General features: G+C 38.7%; 20 protein-coding genes. 8 read left to right on the top strand and 12 right to left on the bottom strand.

The window, feature by feature from the left end; genetic code table 11:
• Positions 1-4 precede the first annotated feature (4 nt).
• The 10 genes from HPC41_RS13335 to HPC41_RS13290 form a co-directional block, all read right to left on the bottom strand.
• Positions 5-1114, bottom strand: a complete 1110-nt coding sequence (locus tag HPC41_RS13335) for an efflux RND transporter periplasmic adaptor subunit (protein WP_172394486.1) — start codon at positions 1112-1114, stop codon at positions 5-7.
• Positions 1115-1345: 231 nt separating this feature from the next.
• Complete coding sequence (locus tag HPC41_RS13330) at positions 1346-2107, bottom strand: LytR/AlgR family response regulator transcription factor (RefSeq protein ID WP_172394485.1); 762 nt, start codon at positions 2105-2107, stop codon at positions 1346-1348.
• Entirely contained in the window at positions 2104-3210 is a 1107-nt protein-coding gene (locus HPC41_RS13325; RefSeq protein ID WP_172394484.1) for a sensor histidine kinase, read from the bottom strand. The genes HPC41_RS13330 and HPC41_RS13325 overlap by 4 nt, the downstream gene beginning before the upstream one ends.
• Before the next feature lie 638 nt (positions 3211-3848).
• Positions 3849-4331: a DUF4822 domain-containing protein gene (locus tag HPC41_RS13320; RefSeq protein ID WP_172394483.1), complete on the bottom strand. Its 483-nt coding sequence runs from the start codon at positions 4329-4331 to the stop codon at positions 3849-3851.
• A gap of 289 nt (positions 4332-4620) precedes the next feature.
• Positions 4621-6048: an efflux transporter outer membrane subunit gene (locus HPC41_RS13315; RefSeq protein WP_172394482.1), complete on the bottom strand. Its 1428-nt coding sequence runs from the start codon at positions 6046-6048 to the stop codon at positions 4621-4623.
• 24 nt (positions 6049-6072) lie between these two features.
• Complete coding sequence (locus tag HPC41_RS13310) at positions 6073-9261, bottom strand: efflux RND transporter permease subunit (protein ID WP_172394481.1); 3189 nt, start codon at positions 9259-9261, stop codon at positions 6073-6075.
• A 20-nt stretch (positions 9262-9281) separates the two neighbouring features.
• Positions 9282-10478: an efflux RND transporter periplasmic adaptor subunit gene (locus HPC41_RS13305; protein ID WP_172394480.1), complete on the bottom strand. Its 1197-nt coding sequence runs from the start codon at positions 10476-10478 to the stop codon at positions 9282-9284.
• A gap of 78 nt (positions 10479-10556) precedes the next feature.
• Entirely contained in the window at positions 10557-11156 is a 600-nt protein-coding gene (locus tag HPC41_RS13300; protein ID WP_172394479.1) for a TetR/AcrR family transcriptional regulator, read from the bottom strand.
• A gap of 104 nt (positions 11157-11260) precedes the next feature.
• Positions 11261-12562, bottom strand: coding sequence for an ATP-binding protein (locus HPC41_RS13295; protein ID WP_172394478.1), 1302 nt, complete (start codon positions 12560-12562; stop codon positions 11261-11263).
• Between the two features lie 101 nt (positions 12563-12663).
• Positions 12664-12930 (bottom strand): hypothetical protein, encoded by a 267-nt coding sequence (locus HPC41_RS13290; RefSeq protein ID WP_172394477.1) that lies wholly within the window; start codon positions 12928-12930, stop codon positions 12664-12666.
• Positions 12931-13534: 604 nt separating this feature from the next.
• Here HPC41_RS13290 and HPC41_RS13285 point away from each other — a divergent pair.
• Complete coding sequence (locus tag HPC41_RS13285) at positions 13535-15913, top strand: BamA/TamA family outer membrane protein (RefSeq protein WP_216660749.1); 2379 nt, start codon at positions 13535-13537, stop codon at positions 15911-15913.
• A gap of 105 nt (positions 15914-16018) precedes the next feature.
• Positions 16019-16804, top strand: a complete 786-nt coding sequence (locus HPC41_RS13280; RefSeq protein WP_172394475.1) for a response regulator transcription factor — start codon at positions 16019-16021, stop codon at positions 16802-16804.
• 48 nt (positions 16805-16852) lie between these two features.
• Here HPC41_RS13280 and HPC41_RS13275 read toward each other — a convergent pair whose 3' ends face one another.
• On the bottom strand, positions 16853-17515 hold the full coding sequence (locus HPC41_RS13275; protein WP_172394474.1) for a DUF1349 domain-containing protein: 663 nt from the start codon (positions 17513-17515) through the stop codon (positions 16853-16855).
• 253 nt (positions 17516-17768) lie between these two features.
• Here HPC41_RS13275 and HPC41_RS13270 point away from each other — a divergent pair, with 253 nt between their 5' ends.
• Entirely contained in the window at positions 17769-18380 is a 612-nt protein-coding gene (locus HPC41_RS13270; protein ID WP_172394473.1) for a class I SAM-dependent methyltransferase, read from the top strand.
• 146 nt (positions 18381-18526) lie between these two features.
• A complete protein-coding gene (locus HPC41_RS13265) occupies positions 18527-19435 on the top strand; it encodes an NAD(P)/FAD-dependent oxidoreductase (RefSeq protein ID WP_172394472.1) in 909 nt (302 codons plus the stop codon).
• Between the two features lie 256 nt (positions 19436-19691).
• Here the strand turns inward: HPC41_RS13265 and HPC41_RS13260 are convergent, their stop codons facing one another.
• Positions 19692-19991, bottom strand: coding sequence for a winged helix-turn-helix transcriptional regulator (locus HPC41_RS13260; RefSeq protein ID WP_216660748.1), 300 nt, complete (start codon positions 19989-19991; stop codon positions 19692-19694).
• 142 nt (positions 19992-20133) lie between these two features.
• Between HPC41_RS13260 and HPC41_RS13255 the strand changes: the two genes are divergently transcribed.
• The 4 genes from HPC41_RS13255 (at position 20134) to HPC41_RS13245 (ending at position 22091) form a co-directional block, all read left to right on the top strand.
• Entirely contained in the window at positions 20134-20733 is a 600-nt protein-coding gene (locus HPC41_RS13255) for a nitroreductase family protein (RefSeq protein ID WP_172394470.1), read from the top strand.
• Between the two features lie 365 nt (positions 20734-21098).
• Positions 21099-21269: an SMR family transporter gene (locus HPC41_RS25370; RefSeq protein WP_246250636.1), complete on the top strand. Its 171-nt coding sequence runs from the start codon at positions 21099-21101 to the stop codon at positions 21267-21269.
• Positions 21270-21283: 14 nt separating this feature from the next.
• On the top strand, positions 21284-21415 hold the full coding sequence (locus HPC41_RS25695) for an SMR family transporter (RefSeq protein ID WP_343043826.1): 132 nt from the start codon (positions 21284-21286) through the stop codon (positions 21413-21415).
• A gap of 205 nt (positions 21416-21620) precedes the next feature.
• A complete protein-coding gene (locus HPC41_RS13245; RefSeq protein ID WP_172394469.1) occupies positions 21621-22091 on the top strand; it encodes a hypothetical protein in 471 nt (156 codons plus the stop codon).
• Positions 22092-22173 lie beyond the last annotated feature (82 nt).

The following is a 22173-nucleotide window of genomic DNA, read 5'->3' as shown; positions in this document are numbered from 1 at the left end:
TATTTTATTTTTTTGTAGGTTGAACCTGCATTCCGTCATTAAGCATATCAATTCTATTCATTACGATTTTTTCACCTGTCGTGAGACCGGATTTGAGTAGATACTCATTGGCCGTATTACCCGCAATTTCAATCTGTTTCATGGCAATTTTGTTTTTGTCTCCAATGACATACACAAAATAACGGTCTTGGATGTCCTTGACAGCTGCCATAGGAACTAACAGCACATTGTCGTGCGCCTTTTTCAAGACTACTTTAGCTGAACCGCCAGAACGGAGAATCTTGTCTGGATTGGCAAAGATTGCCTTTAGCGTCATACTACCAGTTGTTCTATCAATATTACCACTGGCCATTTCTACTTTTCCGGGATGGTCGTATACCGTTCCATCGGCGAGGATCAATGTGGCTGCCTGATTGTTTGACTTCGTATCATGATCTTTCATAAAGGCTATAAAATCAGCCTCACTTAAGGAAAAATAAACATTCACTGTGTTGATTTCTGACAAGGTAGTCAATGGTGTAGCATCAGCTGCGGTAATCAAATTTCCGATCCGGTTTGGAATCCGTCCAATGTAACCACTCACAGGTGCATTGATCAATGTAAATCGCGCATTGATTTGTGATGAGCCTAGGGCCGCTTGTGCTTGAGCGACTTGCGCTTTTGCGGCAGCATAATTCGCTTCGGCAGTTTTAAGCTGAAGCTCGGTATACACTTTGCCTTCTACCAATGGTTTTATTTTTTCAATTTCCAGTTTCGCATTCTGTTCAGCAGATAATGCTGCCTGATAAGCTGCTCTACTATTATTTACTTGTTCATTGTATACATCCGCCTTTATTTTAAAAAGAGCTTGGCCTTTAGTGACATAATCTCCTTCTTTGACATAAATTTGTTCCAGGTATCCCGTTACCTGCGCTTTTACATCAACATTGACAGTGCCCTCCAATGTGCCAGGGTACTTTTTTTCTGTCTCTGCTTGTGCGGGAGATAATTCGATAAAGTCAACAGTAACTGCCTGCTCTTGCGGTTGTTCTTGGTTGCCTCCACAAGACGATAATAGGGTAACTGCCGTAATAAGTGTAAGGATAGGTTTTAAAGTCATCGTTCTTAGTGCCATTTTATCATTTTATATAAAAGCAAAAGAAAGAATTCTTTTAAGGGATATAATAAGGAAATCTACCGAGACGTAACATTTGCTTACTGAAACGTAGCTATAATGCACTGAATTTTGATATTATTTAATCAAAATAGGTCTTTTTTGTCGTTTTCCTTAGAAAAACAATACAAGTATACCAATAGAATCCCATAAATTAGGGGTTAAAATTTAAGCTTAAATGATACTGATGTTTTAATAATCCAACCAGTTTTTTAAGAGCTGTGCTTTTTCTCTACTGACTAGGATTTCGACATCTTCGCTCTGTTTTATTTCCACTTTAAGTTTGCCATTAAAATGATTGTGTAATCTTTTTATGGCATCTATATGTACAATATATTGCCGATTGGCGCGGAAGAAAACTTTAGGGTTGAGTTGTTGCTCAAGTTCCTCCAGTGTCTGGGGTACAATTTCTACGGTACCGCATTTCAATTTGGCATGGGTCAACTTAAATTCTGAGTAAAAATATTGAATATCTTCCACCAGAATTGTTTTATAACAATCCTTGTAGGGGAGAAGAAAACGAGTCCTGAAATCTTTGGGGTAGATAAAATCCAGCAACCCCTGAATCGGGGCTTGACTGACTTGCTGTAGTTTTAAATTGTCTAATTTGATGAGTGCATTTTCTAACTCTTTTTTTTCCACGGGCTTTAGGAGATAGTCTATGCTGTTGAACTTAAATGCTCTGACTGCATATTCATCAAATGCAGTTGTAAAGATGATTGGGCAGTCAATTTTTACGTTCTCCAATATCTCAAAACTTAAACCGTCCGAAAGGCGGATATCCATCATGACCAGATCAGGAGATTCATTATTCTGAAACCAGTTTACACTGTCTGTAATATTGTCTAACACATCCAGTATCTGTATTGATGGTTTTATCTCCTTCAATAATCTTTTTAGACGATCAGCATTCAGCTTTTCATCTTCAATAATCAATACATTGGTTATACTCATGAGTTTTGTTCTATAAGTGGTAGATTAACTTTGAATGTCTTGCCGTTGTTCAGTATTTCTGGTTGCAGATTTGACAATAGGTCATATCTTTTAATAATATTGGAAATACCAATTCCAGATGACTCTGATACATTTTCTATTGGTATCAAAATATTTTCGACAACTAATTGGTTATGTGCATTGGTGTACACCTTAATTTTTAATGGACGCTTTTTATTGGTTTGATTGTGTTTTAAGGCATTTTCAACCAAAAGCTGCAAGGTGAGTGGTGGCAGTTGATAGTTGGATTTGGCGGGAGCGACATTTATTTCAAAATTTACTCCATCCCCAAATCTATTTTTTATCAAGAAAATATAGGAATCTAAGAAATTGAGTTCATCTTCTAGCGAAATAACATCCTTTTTTGAATTCACCAGCAGGTAACGATATATTTTGGAGAAATTTTCAGCATATTCATACCCCAGTTGCTGATCTTCTAAAATTATTTCCGACAATACACTCAGGTTGTTGAATACAAAATGGGGGTCAATTTGCAGTTTTAGGGATTGAAGCTCGGCCTCTAAAATAACTTGGCCAAGTTTGGCTGCACGTATAGATTCATTTTTCCAGTTGTTGATCAGATGAATTCCAATATTAATTCCCATAATCATCAATGCAATCATTACACTGATTGAGATATTCTGTATGGCACCTCTTTTCTCTTCCAATGATGTTGCAATGGTGACGTTTTTTAGCTCAGCGTAATACCTTGATATAAAATAAACCAGTAATAAATTGATAAAAAGAACTACGATGAGGTTAATAACGGTTTCAATAAGAAGTCGCTCGGTTGGATTGTCCTTCCAAGTCAAGACACTGTCCAGCCTGTTGTGAACAATAATGCTAAACTCAGAAATCAGAAAACTATAAATAATGGTAAATGTCCATTCCCCAAGTAATTCAAAGCCATTCCGTTGGAAATAGCCATTCCAGCAGCTAGAAAATGGATCTATAATATAAGCGACAAGGTAGATGAGAAAAAAAGACAGTAAGGTGAATAGTAGTCTTTTTTTGTTTGTACTGATTAAATTTTTCTCATTCTTATAGATCGTCCTCTCCTGCATTCGTTTTACGTATATATTACCATTAAATCACCACAAATTTCGCAATTCGTTTAAGAATTGGATTACAAATTTATTCTGAAGTGTACAAAGAGCAAGCTGAAATACCAATTTACCACAACTCAATCGTATAGATACAAACCTTTGGATTCACTCTTCGGTTTTATTTGATCCATGTCTGCAGTTGATAATATAGGGAATTCAATTTCAATTTACAATCAAAGTAATGGATTTAGGCCATTATTTTCTTAATTTGACTCTTATAAATTAATTTTTAGGATGGCTGATTTTATCATTTAAATTGCGTTCGGATTGTTTCATCTGTGAATGACAATGTATGTCGACACTGCCTTTTAATCAAGGAGAACCAAATACATCCTGTAAATAGCTCAGCCAAAATGAGAGCAGAAGATAGCGTCAACGACTGGCTTCGATGGATAAAATTCGTGCATTTGTAGCTGATCATTCCGAAATAAAGGTATTTGGTTACCATAATATTGAAGAATTTAATGAGTTTATGGATTGAAATAGTCCAAAAAGTTGATAAACGGAAATGATAAAAAAGGATTGACAATATTGAAACGTTGCCAATCCTTTGGATTAAGCGGTAGTATTGTCTCTACGTTAAATAATACGACCGATTATTTTGGTTCTGTGTGCGTCGTTGGTGTGTGTATAATATCGAAATAAACGGCCTTATTGTCATTGTTTGGATAAATCCGGTACGTAAATTCCTCTTTTGTCAATACAGTAATATCAACCACACGTGTGAAAAGCGTTTCTCCAGCAGCGTTTTTAGCAACGATGGTCCGTGTCTTTCCATCCGCTGAAACCGACCAGTCGCCATGCATTTTGGGAGAGTCATCAAGATTGAACATGGTAAAGGTGCCATCAGATTTAAAATAGGCAAAACCTACAAAATTTGAAACGTTGGCATCTGTCAGGACCACATTTTCACCTTCGTTATTTTTGGCATTGGTAGTTTCCCAGGCTGTACTTGCCAATAGCTCACTGGGTGTCAGCTGAAGCTCTGGTGTCACCTCATCATCCTTACTGCAGCCTCCAAGCAATAAAGTGCAAATAGCTATGTAACATAGCATTGCAATCATTTTTAAGTTTCTCATGTTATTAAATTTATTGTCCCACAAAAATAATTGCATGACTACGGTTGCATTTGTCCCTTTTATTCCAAGGCTTGAAGGATTTATAACTGTGGTAATCGTTATCCATGAGGTTGTAAAAGAATAGGGCGAAGATAGCAAGACCTCAAGTAGGAGTAGGAATAGGAAAGTCTAAACTTAGCGGAAACGGTAATAGGTCAAAGATGGTGCTATAAAATAAGACAGGAGACCCTCGCGGTCCCCTGTCTACCAGATATGTGATATAAAATTAGAAAAATTGCACTTCCGAAAGTTAGTTATTACTCCAACCGCCACCTAAGGAACGATAGAGATCTACTACAGCTGAAAGTTCGGCTTTTTTGACTTGCGCAAGCTCTAGTTCACTCTGCAATATATTGCTTTGCGCGGTGATTACTTCCAGGTAAGTCGCCATACCCGTCTCAAACAGTAGGTTGGCATGTTTTGTAGCCTCTTTTAAACGATTGGTTCGATCCAAAGTAATCTGTTGTTTTTCTTTTAGTTTTTGGATCGAGACCAAAGCATCGGAAACTTCTCCAGCCGCGGCAATCACCTTTTGTTTGAAAATCATAACATTTTTTTCCTGTTCTATACGAGCAAGTTCATATTGTGTTTTCAATTCTCTACGCTGAAAAATAGGCTGTGTAATACTTCCTGTAATAGCACCAAATAGCGAGCCTGGCAAATTAAACCAGTTACTGGCTTTGAATGCATTGACTCCAGCCTCAGCACTGATGACCAAGGAAGGATACATTCTCGCTTTGGCAGATTTTTGATAGGCCTGAGAAGCTGTGACAGCAAGTTCAGCCTGTTTCACATCCGGACGGTGGCTTAATAAGTCTGCCGGTACTCCTGTCGCCAAATCTTCGGGAAAACGAACATTAACCAATTGCTCCTGTGTTTTGATTTCCGCAGGGAGTCTACCGCTGAGGATTTGGATCGCATTCTCCTGAAGGCGGATCTGTTGCTCGAAATCAGGGATAAGTGCGGCCGCAGATAAACGCTGCGCATCGACTTGTTCTAAGGCGAGCAATGTAATATCACCAACTTCGTATTGTTGCTTAACGATGCGGAGTGTCGTGTCGCTCAACTGTAAATTTTGCTGTGCGATATCCCGCAATTGGTAGAGCATCAAAAGTTGATAATAGCCTTGCGCTACCTGGGCAATCAATTGTGTTTGTATGACTTTTTTTGCTTCTTCCGTCTGTAAGTACGATGCTAAAGCAGCGGCGTTCTGGTTTTTGATTTTTCCCCATAGGTCAGCCTCCCAGGACACACCTACTGAAGCCGTATAGTCTTCAACATGGTGCTGTTTTAGAAATTGGCCCAAACTCAATCCATTCATACTGTTATTGGAGGGGTTGGTGCTGTTTCCCCTGATCTGCAACTGTGCCGAAGGAAGATAATTTGCCTTTGCCTGCCTTAAGCTCAATTGGGATGCCTCGATGTTTTTAAGAGCCAATTGCATATCCAGGTTATGTTGGATAGCACTGTCGATCAAGCTTTGTAAAACCCGATCTTTAAAAAAGTCGCGCCAGGGAATAGAACCAATATTGTTTTCTTGTGACGCTTTTCCCTGATCACGATATTGCTCGGGCAGATTTGGCGCAAGGTGCTTATTGCTAACCAGTTTATCTGTCTTACAGGACCACGCAACAAAAGATAAGATGAAAACTGTCAGTAGCTTTGCTTTTCTATTCATATATTTTGATGTTGTCATTGTTCACTAATTATTTGTGTGTACAGGAATTTCCAAAGAAATGGATTCATTTTCCTGTTGTTTCTCTTGCTGCGTACCACTTACTTTCTCCTGTATATATTGGAACACGATAAAGAGGATAGGGATGATAAAGAGTCCTAATACAACTCCGGTAAGCATTCCGCCCGCCGCCGCAATACTGATCGAGTGATTACCTTGTGCCGAAGGGCCAACGGCGGACATCATCGGTATCATACCAACAATAAATGCGAGTGATGTCATTATAATAGGTCTCAAACGTAAGCGCGCTGCTTTAAGCGCGGCACTAGGTATGGATAATCCCTGCTTGCGGCCCTGGATGGCAAACTCAACAATTAGAATAGCATTCTTCGCAAGTAAGCCGATCAGCATGACCAAAGCGACCTGAACGTAAATATTATTAGCGATATCTGTCAGCGTAATTGCCGCAAAAACTCCAAATATACCTGTTGGAATAGAGAGTATAACGGCCAAGGGGATAATGTAACTTTCATATTGTGCTGCGAGCAAGAAGTAGACAAAGATTAAACAGAGGATAAAAATAAGTGTTGACTGTCCTCCAGAAACGATCTCTTCTTTCGTCATCCCTGAAAATTCATAGGTAAATCCGGTAGGCAAATGCTGCTTGGCAACTTCTTCAACGGCACGGATAGCATCACCTGAACTATAACCAGGTTTTGGAATCGCATTTATACCAATCGAATTAAATAAATTGTAACGTGATGCCGTCTCAGGACCATACACCCGCTCCAATTTTACCAAAGTATTGATCGGTACCATGTCTCCCAATCTATTTTTAACAAATATTCCATCCATGGATGTCGGTTCATTTCGATCTTTTGCATCTGCCTGAACCATTACACGATAATATTTTCCGAATCTATTAAAATCGGATGCTTGCGCACTTCCAAAGTAAGCTTGCATGGTCTGCAAGATACTTTTGGTACTTACGCCAAGTTGTTCGGCCTTGATATCATCTACCTGTAGCTCATATTGTGGGTAGTTCGCTTTAAACGTCGTAAAGGCCATCATGATTTCAGGACGTTTCATAAGTTCGCCAATGAAACCCTGACCTATTGTACTGAATTTACCAAGCTGTCCACCTGTTCTATCCTGAAGAACCATATCGAGACCATCCACATTACTAAATCCTGGAACCGTAGGGAAGGTAAATACGAAGAAGTTTGCGCCTTTAATGCTTGACAAGCGTTGATTAACATCAGCCATAATCCCATTGATATCCTTGATATTGCCACGTTCTTCATGTGGTTTCAGCAGAATAAATGCAACTCCTGCGGATGGACTGGTTGACTGGGTTAAGATATTGAAACCAGCCAGTACGTTCAAAGTCTTTGTAAAATCGGCATGTTGAAGTTGTTTTTCAGCTTCCGCCAATGCTTCCGAAGTACGATCCAAAGAGGCTCCAGCCGGCATAGAAAATGATATTGCGATAAAACCTTGGTCTTCGGAAGGGATAAATCCGGTAGGTGTACGACGAATCATAAAAATTGTCAGTAACAAAGTGATTCCCAAACCTGCAAAAGCGACCCATTTGTAGCGGATCAGAAAACGTAAACTACCCAAATAGTTTTTGGTCAGGCGGTCAAAACCAACATTGAAGCCTGTAAAGAAGCGTTCTTTGAAATTCAGCTTCTTGTTTGCGTGATTGGCATGATGTGTAGGTTTTAGAAACAGTGCACAGAGCGCCGGACTTAAGGTCAATGCATTAATCGCCGAAATCACAATCGCTATGGCCAGCGTAAAGGCAAACTGTCTATAAAAGACGCCCGTCGAGCCTTCCATAAAACCAATAGGAAGAAATACGGCCGACATGACCAATGTAATGGAGATAATAGCACCTGTAATTTCACTCATTGCCGATGTGGTCGCCAATTTAGGCGGGAGATTATTATGTTCCATCTTGGCATGGACAGCCTCGACCACAACGATGGCATCATCGACGACAATACCGATCGCCAGCACTAATGCGAATAGTGTCAGTAGATTGATCGAGAAGCCAAAAAGCTGCATAAAGAAGAATGTTCCGACGATCGCTACTGGTACAGCAATGGCAGGTATAAGCGTTGATCTGAAATCCTGAAGAAATAAGAAAACAACCAAAAAGACGAGTATAAATGCTTCGATCAAGGTATGTTTCACTTGATCAATGGACTGATCGAGCGCATCTTTGGTGTTATATAAAACGAGATATTTTACACCTTTAGGAAAGCTTAATGAGGCTTTTTTCATAAACTCCTGTATAGCGATCTGAATTTCATTCGCATTGGAACCCGCTAGTTGCATGACACCAATGTTGAGGCCCGCTTTTCCGTTGATACGCGTCTTACTGGCATAAGTATAAGACCCTAATTCTACACGAGCTACATCTTTGAGCTTCAACACAGAACCATCCGTGTTTGAACGGATAATGATATTTTCATAATCGCTCGGCTGGTTAAGTTTACCTTTATACTTAATGACAAATTCAAAAGCTTCGCTGCTACTTTCTCCAAATTTTCCTGGAGCGGCTTCTACGTTTTTATCCTGAATAGCTCCCATTACTTCTTCAGGTGTCAGCTTGTAAGCAGCCATTTGGTTTGGATTAAGCCATACACGCATGGAGTAATCTTTACTACCGCCAAAAACTGATGCTTGTCCCACCCCAGGGATACGTTTCAGCTCTGGAATGATATTGATCTGTGCATAGTTGGTGAGAAAGGTTTGATCATATTTACCTTCATCCTCAGTATACAGGTCTAATACCATGATTAAGCTATTTTGTTGTTTGGCCGTTGTAATCCCAGCCTGTACTACTTCAGTCGGGAGTTGGCTGGTCGCCTGTGCCACACGGTTTTGTACATTGACAGCGGCTTGGTCGGGATCAGTGCCAAGTTTAAAATATACTGTGATCATCAATGATCCGTCATTACTGGCGGTAGAGCTCATGTAGCTCATATTTTCGACCCCATTGATGGACTCTTCCAAAGAAGGAGCTACAGCACGGAGTACCGTTTCGGCATTTGCGCCGGGATATAATGCGGTGACCTGTACCGCAGGAGGAGCAATATCTGGAAATTGCTGTAAGGGCAGCTTTAGGATGCCAATTATTCCCAATATTACAAGTAATATGGAAATTACGGTGGCAAGTACAGGCCTTTCTATAAATTTCTTAAGCATGAGTTTGTCGCGTTATAATATTAATTGATGCTGTCTTTTGATACAGGTTGTGGTGTGATTTTTTGTCCGTCTTGAAGCAAATCAATACCCTTGTAAACAATGCGGTCTCCCGGATTGATTCCTTTACTTACAAGGTAGTTTGCACCACTTTTTCCAATAACAGTAATAGGCTGCTGTACAACTTTATTTTCTTTTCCAACTGTATAGACAAAGATTTTATCCTGCATCTCGATTGTTGCCAATTGCGGTACTAGCAGTGTATGGTCATATTTCTTTTGCAGTCTGACACGACCTGTGTTACCATTGCGTAAAACTCCTTCAGGATTGCTGAATGTAGCACGTAGGGTAATAGCACCTGTGTTTTTATCAAACTGGCCATCAACCATATCTATTTTTCCTTTTTGGTCATAGATGGTCTGGTCGGACAGTACCAAACTGATCGGAGGCAGGTTGTTTAGTTTTTGTTGAAGATTATTTCCTTCCGTGTTATTTTTGAAAGCGATAAAATCATTTTCACCCAATGAGAAATAAACGTGTAGATCTCTGACATTTGACAGTGCTGTTAAAGGTTGAGAGTCAGTTGGGCCCACCAAACTACCTTGTTTTCGTTGTAGTCTTCCGATATATCCTTCAGCCGAAGCACGGATAAGTGTATAGCCAACATTGATCTTTGCCGCTTCCACAGCTGAGACAGCCAGCTGTACATTGGCTTTAGCAGCATTTCGTGCACTAATTGCAGTTTTCAACTGAAAGTCTGTCAATACCTTTGTATTTACTAATTTGGTTTTCTTTTCAACTTCCAGTTCTGCATTTTCCAATGCAGCTTTCGCAGCTAATAAGTTGGCCTTAGCTTGATTCAATTGCTCTTGGTATGGGCGGTCATTAATTTTAAAAAGCGCCTGACCTTTACTGACCTTCGCACCCTCATCGACATAGATCTGTTCCAAAATTCCCTCAACCTGGGGTCTGATTTCAATATTGGCAGAAGCTTCGATTGTTGCCGGATATTCCTGATAGACGATCTCGTTGCCATTTTCAATGCTGACGACAGGGAGGCTAACTGGTGGTGGATCATTAGGTTTGCTTGTTCCTGTCGAACAGCTGTATAACAAGATTGCACTAAGCACATATGCAGTCTTTACGATATTAATTCGTTTAACACTGTTAAGTGTAGGAATGTAAATCTTCTTAAGACTTGGTGATACATTTGTTTTCATGTGATATTAAAAATTGAAGTTTTGGTATATTTAACGGTGTTAGATTTTTTAACGTTGTATTTTTTGATGCAAAAAAAATTAGTCAGTAAGCGACCGGGTGATTCCGTAGATCGCATCTTTTAGTACCTCCTGGTTAGTATTATCTCCGTTGCCTTGATTAACTAAATTGATGGATATGAGTCCATGTATAATAGACCAATACGTGAAATATTTTCTACAGATCAAGTCTTCTGACGGATTTTTATCCTTCATGATCTCACGAATTACGTCACTGATCAATCTGCCATGAGATTCAGCACACTTATAAGTTTTTTCAAACCCACAGCAAGCTGTACCTACACCAAACATGAGTTGGTATAATTCGCGCTCTTCAAACGCAAAATCCCAATAACTGAACCACATTGCTTCCAATTGTTTCTCCAAGTCGGTTTGAGTTGATTTGGCTTTTCTGACTTTTTTGGCAAGTAGGAGATAACCTTGGTTGGCAAGTTCGTTTAAAATTGCATCTTTGTTTGCAAAATACTCATAAATCATGGGGGCAGTATATTCGATGATATCCGCAATTTTGCGCATACTCAACGCCTGCCAACCTTCTTCCTTGACGATTTGAAGAGCGGCATCGAGAATATTCGTTCTATTCTCATCTTTGAGGCGTTGTATACGTTCTTTACTACCCATGTTTAATGCATAAATGATTTAACAGTGTTAAGCAAAATTCTAACTTTTTATTTTATTTAATGACATTTAAAAGTCATTAAATAAAAAAACAGCATTAAAATAGGCTAGACCGCATTATTTCCGGTATTATTAGCCATCGCTAGGAGCTGCTTAATTCGGCTTCTTTCTTTATCGGTCAATGAAATTGCTTTCTCTACTATATGGAGAACATCAGCGCTTTTCTCTGTTTGTAGCAGGAGATCTATGAAACCTAAATAGGTACGGATCAGATCTGTTTTAACACCGAAGAAAATTCGTGGTTCTATGATATAGATTTCCTGAACCAATGCAAGCAATATCTCCTTCCTTTTTTTGTCTTTATCATTTTGGTCATATGTGGGTAGAAATCCTTTTTTCTCCAATTCACTTAGTTTGGTCGCTACAGCATTTTCACGAACATATTTTTTCTGTTTGCGGTCAAGAAAATCGCGTAATTCAGCCAGCAAATTCCGATAAATAACCTGTTTTTCTTTTCCAGTGAAGAGATTGATGTCTGTTGAAATGCTGATATCTTCTTGTTCGAAGGCGTCAAAAAAGTCGGACGTTACATAAACCGAATGGTGGAAATTTATGGCATTATTGTTAAAGCTACTGAGTACTTTGGCAATTTCTCTTTTTTCGCTATTGCGCAAATAATAATAATAGCGGTCTCCAATCTGTCGACTCCAGCGAATGTAATTGATGTGAAAGCTATAGGATAAATTTCCATCAGGACTATATAAAGTCCATGACAACAGATCTGCTTCTTGGATCAGATGATCATAGAGTAACATCGTACCATTGATTCGTACGGTATAGCCTAGATCTCGATTAAGGTATAGAAACCAGCCAAATTCCTGTGCCATGAAATCCATAAATTCGTTTGATTCAAAATAAGATGAATTTAATGCGAAAACTCCCTCTAAGCGCACACGGGTTCCTGTGGGCTGATTTTCTACCGGTATACTTTCGCTAACATCATATTGCTCTTTACTGTCTCTATCAATTTGTATGCGGTATGCTTTTAAATTTTCTTCTTCCTTTACAATCGTATTCCAGATGGCTCTGGTCGCAAATAATGAAAAAGAAAACCGACCTTTTCCTTTTTTTCCTCTGGTATAAGAGCTTCGCTTAATGCTATTTTTCTTTACCGAATCCAAAAAATTACCAAATGAATAAGGCAATGTGTTAAAAACGATTCCTTCACCGTTGTCGCTGATGCTAATACTATTTATATAACCGAGCCCGTTGCTGTCAATTGCCATATCGATTTCAGTAGCTTTAGCGTCAAAGCCGTTCCATATATATTCAGCAATGACCAGTTTCGGGTCTTTGGGTAGCCCCGCAGATTCAATACTCAGGTTGGTAATCTTCGTGTTTTTTTTCATAATGACAGCAATCCTAACATTGTAAATTTAAGAGGCAAGAACTTCGTTGCCCAATTATATGATGTTTAATTCGTAATAATCGCATTATTTTCTTTCACCTTCTATTTCTGTTTTTTTATTGAATACGTCAACAGATAGGCGATTCCGAAATAGATGATTAGGTTGAGCAGAAGATATATGCTATTGAAGTAGGTTCTGCTGGGTGGCTCTGGATTACGCCTTCCGCCTGAATAGGTATAAAAAGGGAAAGGGAAACCAAGGGCATCATTGCCATCCGAAGGGCTTTCACATTTCGAAAATAGCAGGGTGATCGTTACTGTTAGTATCAAGAAGATGATCCAGGTCGTTCTTGGAAATTTTGGAAACATACGCATTGATTACTTTATTGGTTCAAGTAAAAATACGATATCTTATGAATATTTAATGAATGTAACTTTTAACGAGGTTCGATCCATTTCTCCAAATTAGGACCGGATAAGCTGATTTTTCAACGGAATATTTGTTGGTGCATTTAACCTACCATTGGGGCAGATCAATTATCAACGTCGTTTATTGGATGAATAATTATGATGCTGTTATTTGTATGATGATTGGGTTTCTCTCTTGAATACATTTAACTTTTTAAAAAATATAGGGTATTTTCGTTTGCGTGTAAGAGTTAGCGTCCTTCGGACAGAAAGTCATAAATTTTATGAGCACATGGGGTTTAAACTAAAAAAGGAACAGAAAGTTTTTGATTCCATGCTTTAAAATGTGAACTTTAGCCATATTTTCCTCACGACCGACTTAAGCAATATGAGAAGAATCCTAACATTGATTACGTGCTGCTGTGCCTTGAGCTCATATGCTCAACAAGTTGACAGCATAACAACTATCATTGCTCCTGAGTATGATCGAGTAGGTGCGGTTCATAGGTTCTGGTTGGGAGACAGCTATCGTAAATTATATAGTACGCCCGTAAAAATGCGTATAATGGATTTTAAAACGGAAAAGAGGGGGCTTCGTATAGTCAAACTGGGCGGGGGGATGCAAACCCAGTCGCTTCGGATGGCCGATCCTTCAGGGAGGGAATGGGTATTAAGATCCATTCAGAAATATCCAGAACGTAGTCTTCCTGAAAGCCTTCGAAAGACATTTGCAAAAGATATCGTTCAGGATCAGATTTCAATACATCATCCATTCGGTGCATTAACTGTTCCTCCGTTTAACACGGCTTTGGGTATTCCACATTCATCTCCCGAACTTGTTTTCGTTGGAGATGATCCGGGATTCGGTGAATATCGGGAGGTGTTTAAAAATAGGCCTTATATGTTTGAAGCCCGTACCCCCTTTGAAGACGAAAAAACTGACAATAGTGCAAAAGTCATTCGGAAAGTGCTAGAAGATAATGATACGCAAATTGATCAAAAACTAACTTTACGTTCAAGATTACTTGATTTTGCATTGGGAGATTGGGATCGTCATGAAGATAATTGGCGCTGGGATCCTGAAAAAGAAAAGGGTAAGAAGATTTATACACCTGTGCCGCGAGATCGGGATAAGGTGTATTATAAAACATCAGGTTTGTTTCCTACTTTACTTTCCTATCAATGGTTAAAAGCCCATTTGCAGGCCTATAGTCCCCATATACGTAATGTGCCACATTGGAATTTTAACGCCCGCCATTTTGATCACTTTTTTCTTACCCACCTGACAGAGGATGAATGGGTAGATGAAATAAAATTTGTTCAGAAGACGCTTACGGATTCGCTGATCCATCAGGCTATGTTGGCCATGCCGGATACCATCGTAAAATTAAGCGCGAAGGAGCTGGAAACAAATATTCGGTCAAGAAGGGATGAACTTATGCAGAGTGGACTAACGTATTATCGTTTTCTTGCCCGTGTGGTCGATTTGCCTTTATCCGCCAAATCTGAGTTTGTTGATGTTGACTACAATAAAGATGGTTCTGTCACCATTGATATACACAACAAGAAAAAAGATGGATCCGAAGGGCGAAGACTCTTGAAACGTACTTTTTTGCCTGGACAAACGGAAGAAGTCCGGATCTATGGGATCGCCGGATCAGATGAATTTAAACTACATGGATCTGGTCGATCTCCTGTCAAAATTCGTTTGATAGGTGGAAATGGTGATGACATATACCGTACCTCTGGTAAATTTAGCAATGGTCATAAAGTATATATCTATGACTCAAAAGATCAACCGGGTTCTGGTATTCAGGTTGATAAAAATGTACGATTAAAATTAAGTGCAGATACTGCTGTTCACCAATTTGAGTACGATAATTTTGTATACGATCGTAAAGGAGTCGTATTGAATCTGGATTATGGTGTTGATCGTGGACTGATTTTCGGATTGGGATATCTGATCGAAAATCAGGGGTTTCGGAAGAAGCCTTATGCTTATCGGCACCAATTTATGGCCAGTTATTTGACAGGTCGCGAATCATTTATGTTTGATTATAAAGGCCATTTTAAGAAATTATTTGCAGATCAGGATCTTTCTATTCATCTTTCCTCACTTGGCCCCAGAAATCTGAGTAATTTTTTTGGTTATGGAAACAATACCTTGTTTGAAAAATCAGATTCAAGAAGTATTTCTTACTATCGAAATAGATTTGATATTGTAAGTGGTGATATTTTTCTGGAAAAATATCTAAATCCTAAACTGAAATTATTTTATGGTTCATCTTCTGAATATTACAACAGTAAAGAGGCTAATAATGTAGGAAAATACTTTGAAGAATTTAAGGCTGAATTTCCTGCTGAACCTATCTATGGAAGTAATTTTTTTACAGGTATTACAGGGGGTATAGATTACGATACGCGTGATAACGCCGCAAATTCAAAATCAGGTGTACATATCCATACAAGATTGGGCTGGAATGCCGAAATTGGTGGCGAGACCCGGAAATATACAAAGCTACAGCACGTGATGAGCTTTTATAAAACTGTCGCTAACGACTACATCACATTTGCGAATAGAACAGGGGTAGATGTTGTTTGGGGAGATCCTTATTTTTATCAACACGCACAGATTGGTGGTGAGATAAGCTTGCGTGGATATAATTCACGGCGATTTACAGGAAAAACAGCGGTATTCAATAATTTTGACATGCGCTTGAAGCTGTTTAGTTATTCGTCTTATCTTGTTCCCGGGACTGTTGGCGCAATTGGATTTTACGATATTGGACGCGTTTGGATGACAGCTGAAAGTTCAAATACATGGCATATGGGTTATGGCGGCGGAATTTATTTTATACCTGGAGAGCTTCTTACGATTCAAGGAGTATTGGGCTTTAGTAAGGAGGCAACTTTGCCTTATATCCGGATCGGTCTTTCTTTTTAAAGCGTAAATGTTTATCTTATAAAAGTCGCGAAAAGTTTGGTCACATGGAGCATACATTAAAAATGGTTCTCCAAAACTGTCCATAAACTTGCGAAATATTGAACGATGGAATCGGATTTAAAAAAGACATTAAATAAAAATCTTGTTGGTAAAGGTTTACGAAATACGAGCGTAGACTTATCGGTTTTAAAATACTATAAGCAGTATGCGAAAACCTATGCTGACATTCACAATGGCATTGTGGTACTCAGCGATCTGACGGCAAATTGGAGCTTTACCTTTATGGGAGCGATTGCCGAACGTCTACACCTGTCATCGCCCAAAAGAAAATTGGAAATAAATAGTATATGGGAGGACTTTCTCTTGGCGCGCATACATCCTGAAGATCTGGCTGTAAAACATAGGCTTGAACTGCAATTTCTTGATATGGTCAAGAAGGTAGATCCGAAGGAACGTTTTCACTACCAGGCAAATAGTATACTCCGTGTGGAAGGAAAAGATGGGAAGAATATGCTGATGTCGCATCAGATCGTCTATCTGGATACTTCCGCTAAAGAATTTCCCCAGTTGGCATTGTGCTGTTATACGCTATTGCCCGAAAAGGAAGATCAACAAGTGAATAAGAATTATATCTTTAATCAGGTAAGTGGTGATGTCTATTTACTGAATAAACGAGATGTAAAGGATGTCATGAGTGCTAGGGAGCGGGAGATTTTGCATTGCGTAAGAGGAGGGATGATCAGCAAGGACATTGCTGAAAAGTTAGGCCTGAGCGTCAATACCGTCAACCGGCATCGCCAAAACATTCTACAAAAACTACGGGTTCGCAATTTGCACGAAGCGATCAGTATATACGATAAAATGTATAAGCAAGAAGATACTTCATCATAATAACAAGTCTGTCAAATACAACTCTTTCGACAGACTTGACGATTCTGATCAATTGGCACTATTTTCTTTTAGCCATTTTGTTCGGCGCTGGTCGGGAAGATGTTTGATGCTAAAGTGTTCAAAATTGGCCTGGAAACCTTCACCATCTGGTGATGCCCCCATCACACCAACCAATACGGGCTTGTTATCTTGTAGCCAAGCATTTCTCATCATCACATATTCCTTATCATCAAAAGAATAAAAGAATTCAACAGCATCTAGTCTGCGAACAGCTTTTATCCATATAAAAGGAGTTTCTTTGTCTACCGGTATAATACTCCAGTCACTGGTCCGATGGGTGACAACCGTACTCAGGTTATACTTTCCATCGACAAATTCTATTCCTGCTTTTATATAATTTTCATGATCTATCCGTAGCATAAGACCCGCTTGATCAAAGCGAGTTTTATATTTAGCCGAAATCTTGACTTTTACTTCAAATTCACCACCGCGTTCGGTGTAGAAAAAAGGCGCGTCATCCACTGTAAATCCATAATGTGATACGCGCCAATAGTCGCTTTTGGGAGTAACAAACATGACAAGTGCGTTGTTACTGACTGTCCATTCCGATGGTTCGTTAAACCAGGTCATCTTGTCTAATTTCTGTGCTGTCACCTGCATGGCAAAAAAGGGAAGCAATGACGCCGCAAAAAATGTCTTTGTTTTTTTCATATTTTCTTTAGCAAAGGATGTATTCTAATCGAGAGACAAAGATATCCTTGTAATACTGCATTTTTCAATACTGATAAATAACCATTATTGGCAGCACACTCTTTAAATGTAATTTATTTGCAATTTAATTGCATTAATATTATTGCTACATAGTTGCAATAATAAAAAAACTTATCTTCGTTTATCTTTACTGTAATTGCAGGATTATTGTAAGCGGAATTCAATACAGTGTATCACTATAAAAGCTATAAACATGGAGTTTTGGGAACGTAGTTTTAAGGAAAAAGGAGAGATGTGGGGCGGAAGTCCTGCCTGTTCAGCGCAAATAGCAAAAGATTTCTTTTTAGCGAAGAGCATAAAAGAAATCCTAATTCCGGGTTTCGGTTATGGCCGGAATGGACATGTATTTCTAGAAAATGGAATTGGTATTACAGGGATTGAGCTATCCAAAACCGCAATCGAACTGGCCCGAAAACATTTCGGAGCCCAAACAATTATTTATCATGGTTCGATCACTGATATGCCTTTCGATAGCAAAACATATGGAGGAATCTTTTGCTATGGGTTAATCCATCTGCTGGGGGCTGACGAGCGGGCTAAATTTATACATGATTGTTATGCCCAGTTGTGCGATAATGGTTACATGATCTTTACAACAGTGTCAAAACAGGCAGCTATTTATGGACAGGGGACTGCTATAGGTCCAGATCGTTTTGAATTGTTTGGAGGTGTTAAAATATTCTTTTATGATTTGCAATCTATTCACGCAGCATTTGAAAAATATGGATTGATTGAGATCCAGGAAGTGGAGGAGAATTATCCCTTTTATTTGATTATCTGTAAAAAGGAAAAAAAACAAAAATAACAACAGGTGACGCTGATGGTTTCTTCGATTCACTTATCGGGACGAATGGCTTATAGCGTCCTGGGGAAATTCAAAATATACGCTGATGAAAACAATTTTTCGAATACAAAAAATAAATGACAGCGTTTAAAATAAACTATATAAAAATGAAAGAAGATAAAACTTTTGATGTAATTATTGTTGGTGGAAGTTATGCTGGTCTTTCTGCAGCTATGGCATTGGGGCGTTCCTTACGACGGGTATTGATTATTGATAGCGGTTTGCCCTGTAATAGGCAAACACCGCATTCACATAATTTCATTACACATGATGGAGAACAACCATTGGTAATTGCTCAGAAAGCTAAAGAGCAAGTATTAAATTATCCAACAGTACGTTTTCAGCAAGGACTCGCTGCAAGTGGAAAGAAAACGAATGATGGTTTTGAAATAAACACAACAGACGGCGAAGCTTTTAGCGCGAAAAAAATAATTTTTGCTACAGGAATAGAGGATGTAATGCCCAGTATTCAAGGTTTTTCAGCTTGTTGGGGGATTTCTGTTATTCATTGTCCCTACTGCCACGGTTATGAATTTAGCGGAAAGAAAACAGCAATTATGGCCAATGGAGATAGAGCTTTGCATTTGGCTTCACTGGTTAATAATCTCACATCAAACCTGACAATATTGACGTCGGGGAAGGCTAATTTTGAATCTGAGCAGGTAAAGAAATTGGAAAAGCATGGTATAGCTGTTATTGAAAAAAAGGTTACCAAAGTACAACATAAGGATGGATGGCTAGAAAAAGTAGTTTTCGAGGATAACAGCTCAAGGACATTTGCTGCATTGTATGCAGCACTTCCTTTTAAACAGCATTCAGGTATTCCAGTTGAATTAGGCTGTGACCTAACAGAACAGGGGCATATTGTCGTCGACAATTTTCAAAAAACTTCAGTTATGGGAGTTTTTGCTTGTGGCGATAATGCCAGCATGATGCGTTCTGTTTCCAATGCAGTTGCTGCAGGTAATCTCGCAGGAGCGATGGTCAATAAAGAATTGGTCGAAGAGAGCTTCTGATCAGATTCTGGCAGATAGCAGCTACAACCATTGTATTTCAGTTTTAATCAGGAAGCAAACAGGGACGGAAGCTTCCTGATTAAAACGCTTTTGACAGCGTATGTTATCTAGTTAAATATCAGCTTTGATTATGGCTTTGGAAATAGATCAAGTTTTAATGCTTACTGAATTCTCACTCTATATGAACCGTGAAGATATTAGCTTTGATTGAAGTAGAAAAATATTTACTGATAAGTATTGAAATTATATCTACCTATTATTTTATCTGTTGAATCCCTGCAGTTCTAGTTGCAGTGTCTCTGCCCCAAAGTGCAATAGACTCCAATAAGGGAATCAGTGTCTTTCCAAATTCTGTAAGTTCATAATCTACCTTTAAGGGGGCTTTATCGGTATGTACCGTGCGCTTAACCAAACCGTCAGCTTCTAATTCCTTCAGCTGTAGGCTCAACGTACGCTCTGTAATCAATGCACATTCTTTTCTCAGTTCATTGTAACGTTTTTTTTCAATTAAATGGATGAGGATGACTGCCTTCCACTTACCGCCTATGTATTTCATTGTCAGGCTTGTACTGCATGGGTATTGTTTATTGTCTATCAAATACATCTGTTACTATCAAATTTGACCGTTATTGCAAATATATAATACTATATTTAAGTTTGCAACTATAAAAAATATAGTTAATTTAAAATTGTATGTTATGGCATTTTTAGAAACAGCAAAAGAGCGTTATACAACAAAGAAGTATAATTCGACGGAAAGAATCTCAGCGGACAAGATCGCTGAACTAAAAGAAATACTTCGGTTGAGTCCTTCTTCCATCAATAGTCAGCCGTGGAAGTTTTTCTTTATTTCAGATGGGGAGACAAAAACGAAACTAGCTGAAGCATCTTATTGGAATGCGGAAAAAATTAATGAGGCCAGTCATCTTGTGGTCTTTAGTGCACTTAATGATGTGGAACGATTTGAAGAGCAGATCAACGGCACATTACCTGAAGGTTCGATAAATTATTATCATCGTTTTTTGAAATCAAAGGGAGAGCAGCATGTGCAATCTTGGATGAAACAGCAAGTATATCTTTCTTTGGGATTTTTTCTCGCAGCATGTGCAGCGAACCAAATCGATGCGACTCCGATGGAAGGGATTGAAAATGAAAGCTATGATCATGTTTTAGGGCTTGAACAATATCATACTTTATTTGCTGTTGCTATTGGTTACCGAAATGTGGAGGATTCTAATCAACCTAGCATAACAGCCAAGTCGCGTTTGAATATGGCGGATATTATTCAGGCGATATAACTTGTTTGTCACGAGAGGGACTCACCTTCCTTCCACCCCTAGGAGGTGGGGATAAGTTGTTTAGCTTTCTTGCATATCTTCAGACTTTTGTTTTCCCTTTTTTCAAAGTAGATTACCTGTATGGCCCGTTTTGTTATTTAAGCAAAGATATTTTATGCTTAGCTTATTTATGTACTGCTTTTTTGAGAGTTTTGTATTCCCAAAATTTTGATTAGAGGTAATGCTTAGTATTGAAAATAATTAGTCATCGTTTAAAAATTAGTTATGAATCCATTAATTCAGCAACTCAAAAGGTACGGGCATCTTAATGAAGAGATCGAAAAGGGACACATTACTTTTGTACTGTATATTTTAAACGATTAAAAATGAATTGGATTGCATTAATTGTCGCTGGTATTTTTGAAATTGGCTGGCCCTTGGGATTGAAGATGGCACAACAGCCAGAAGGGAATAAATTTAACTGGATTATATTAGCCGTTATCTCGATGACGATCAGTGGGGGCTACTGTTTTATGCGCAAAAAGCAATTCCGATAGGTACCGCTTATGCGGTGTGGACAGGATTAGGTGCCGTTGGTACCTTGTTAGTGGGAATATTCTTCTTTGGCGACTCGGCAAATGTCTTCAGACTCTTGTCGGCGACGCTAATTGTGGCGGGTATCATCGGTTTAAAAATATTTTAATAAACCTTCAGTGGATTCTGATATCGCATTGTTTTAAAAAGTGTGTTATCAGAATCCTTCTATTGTATGAAAAATTAGACTTTATACCTTGCGTGTTCTCATCGACTTTAGATAAATCACAGTTTTTTGCAAAAAAATCAATAATATAGCTCAAAATCTGTTGCTAAAAAGGATGTTGGGATGATTTTTGTTGCCTACATAAATTATGAGGCAAGAATTGGCAGATAAGATCGCAATGTATAGTAAACGATACGGATTGTTTATGCATCCTGACTATATGAGCTTTGCGCGCGATACAACAAGGCTATTGCTTCGCAATGAATGCTTGCGTATAGGAGATATAAAAATATATCAGGATTATGTTGCCTCCCACTACCCTGAAGATCTCCCCTGGGAAATGAAACAATATCAAGAAGCGTCGAAAGCCTTGATAAAAATGGACAAAGTTGCTGCCGTGGCCTGGGTCACTACAAATAAAATTAATCTTTTCGAGTCAGATATTTTTATTGATGATGAGGACGCAATTTTACGGCCTATACAATTCAAAAATGACGATATGTTACGCTACAACTTCAATACTTTGGAAGAATTGATTTACAACCACCAAATACCCGATGATCTATTCCGCAAAAATCAGGCTTATTTTTGGATAGATGCGCGTGTTGATTTGCGATAACTCCGCTGACTTGTAAGAGCGGCATTCTGTATAATGCTTCCGGTATTATGTTTCCCAAAACACCTCTGATAGCATACCTTTG

It is taken from the genome of Sphingobacterium prati, assembly GCF_013167215.1.
Classification (GTDB): domain Bacteria; phylum Bacteroidota; class Bacteroidia; order Sphingobacteriales; family Sphingobacteriaceae; genus Sphingobacterium; species Sphingobacterium prati.
Note: the sequence above shows the minus strand (reverse complement) of the source record. Positions and strands in the feature narration are given on the sequence as shown.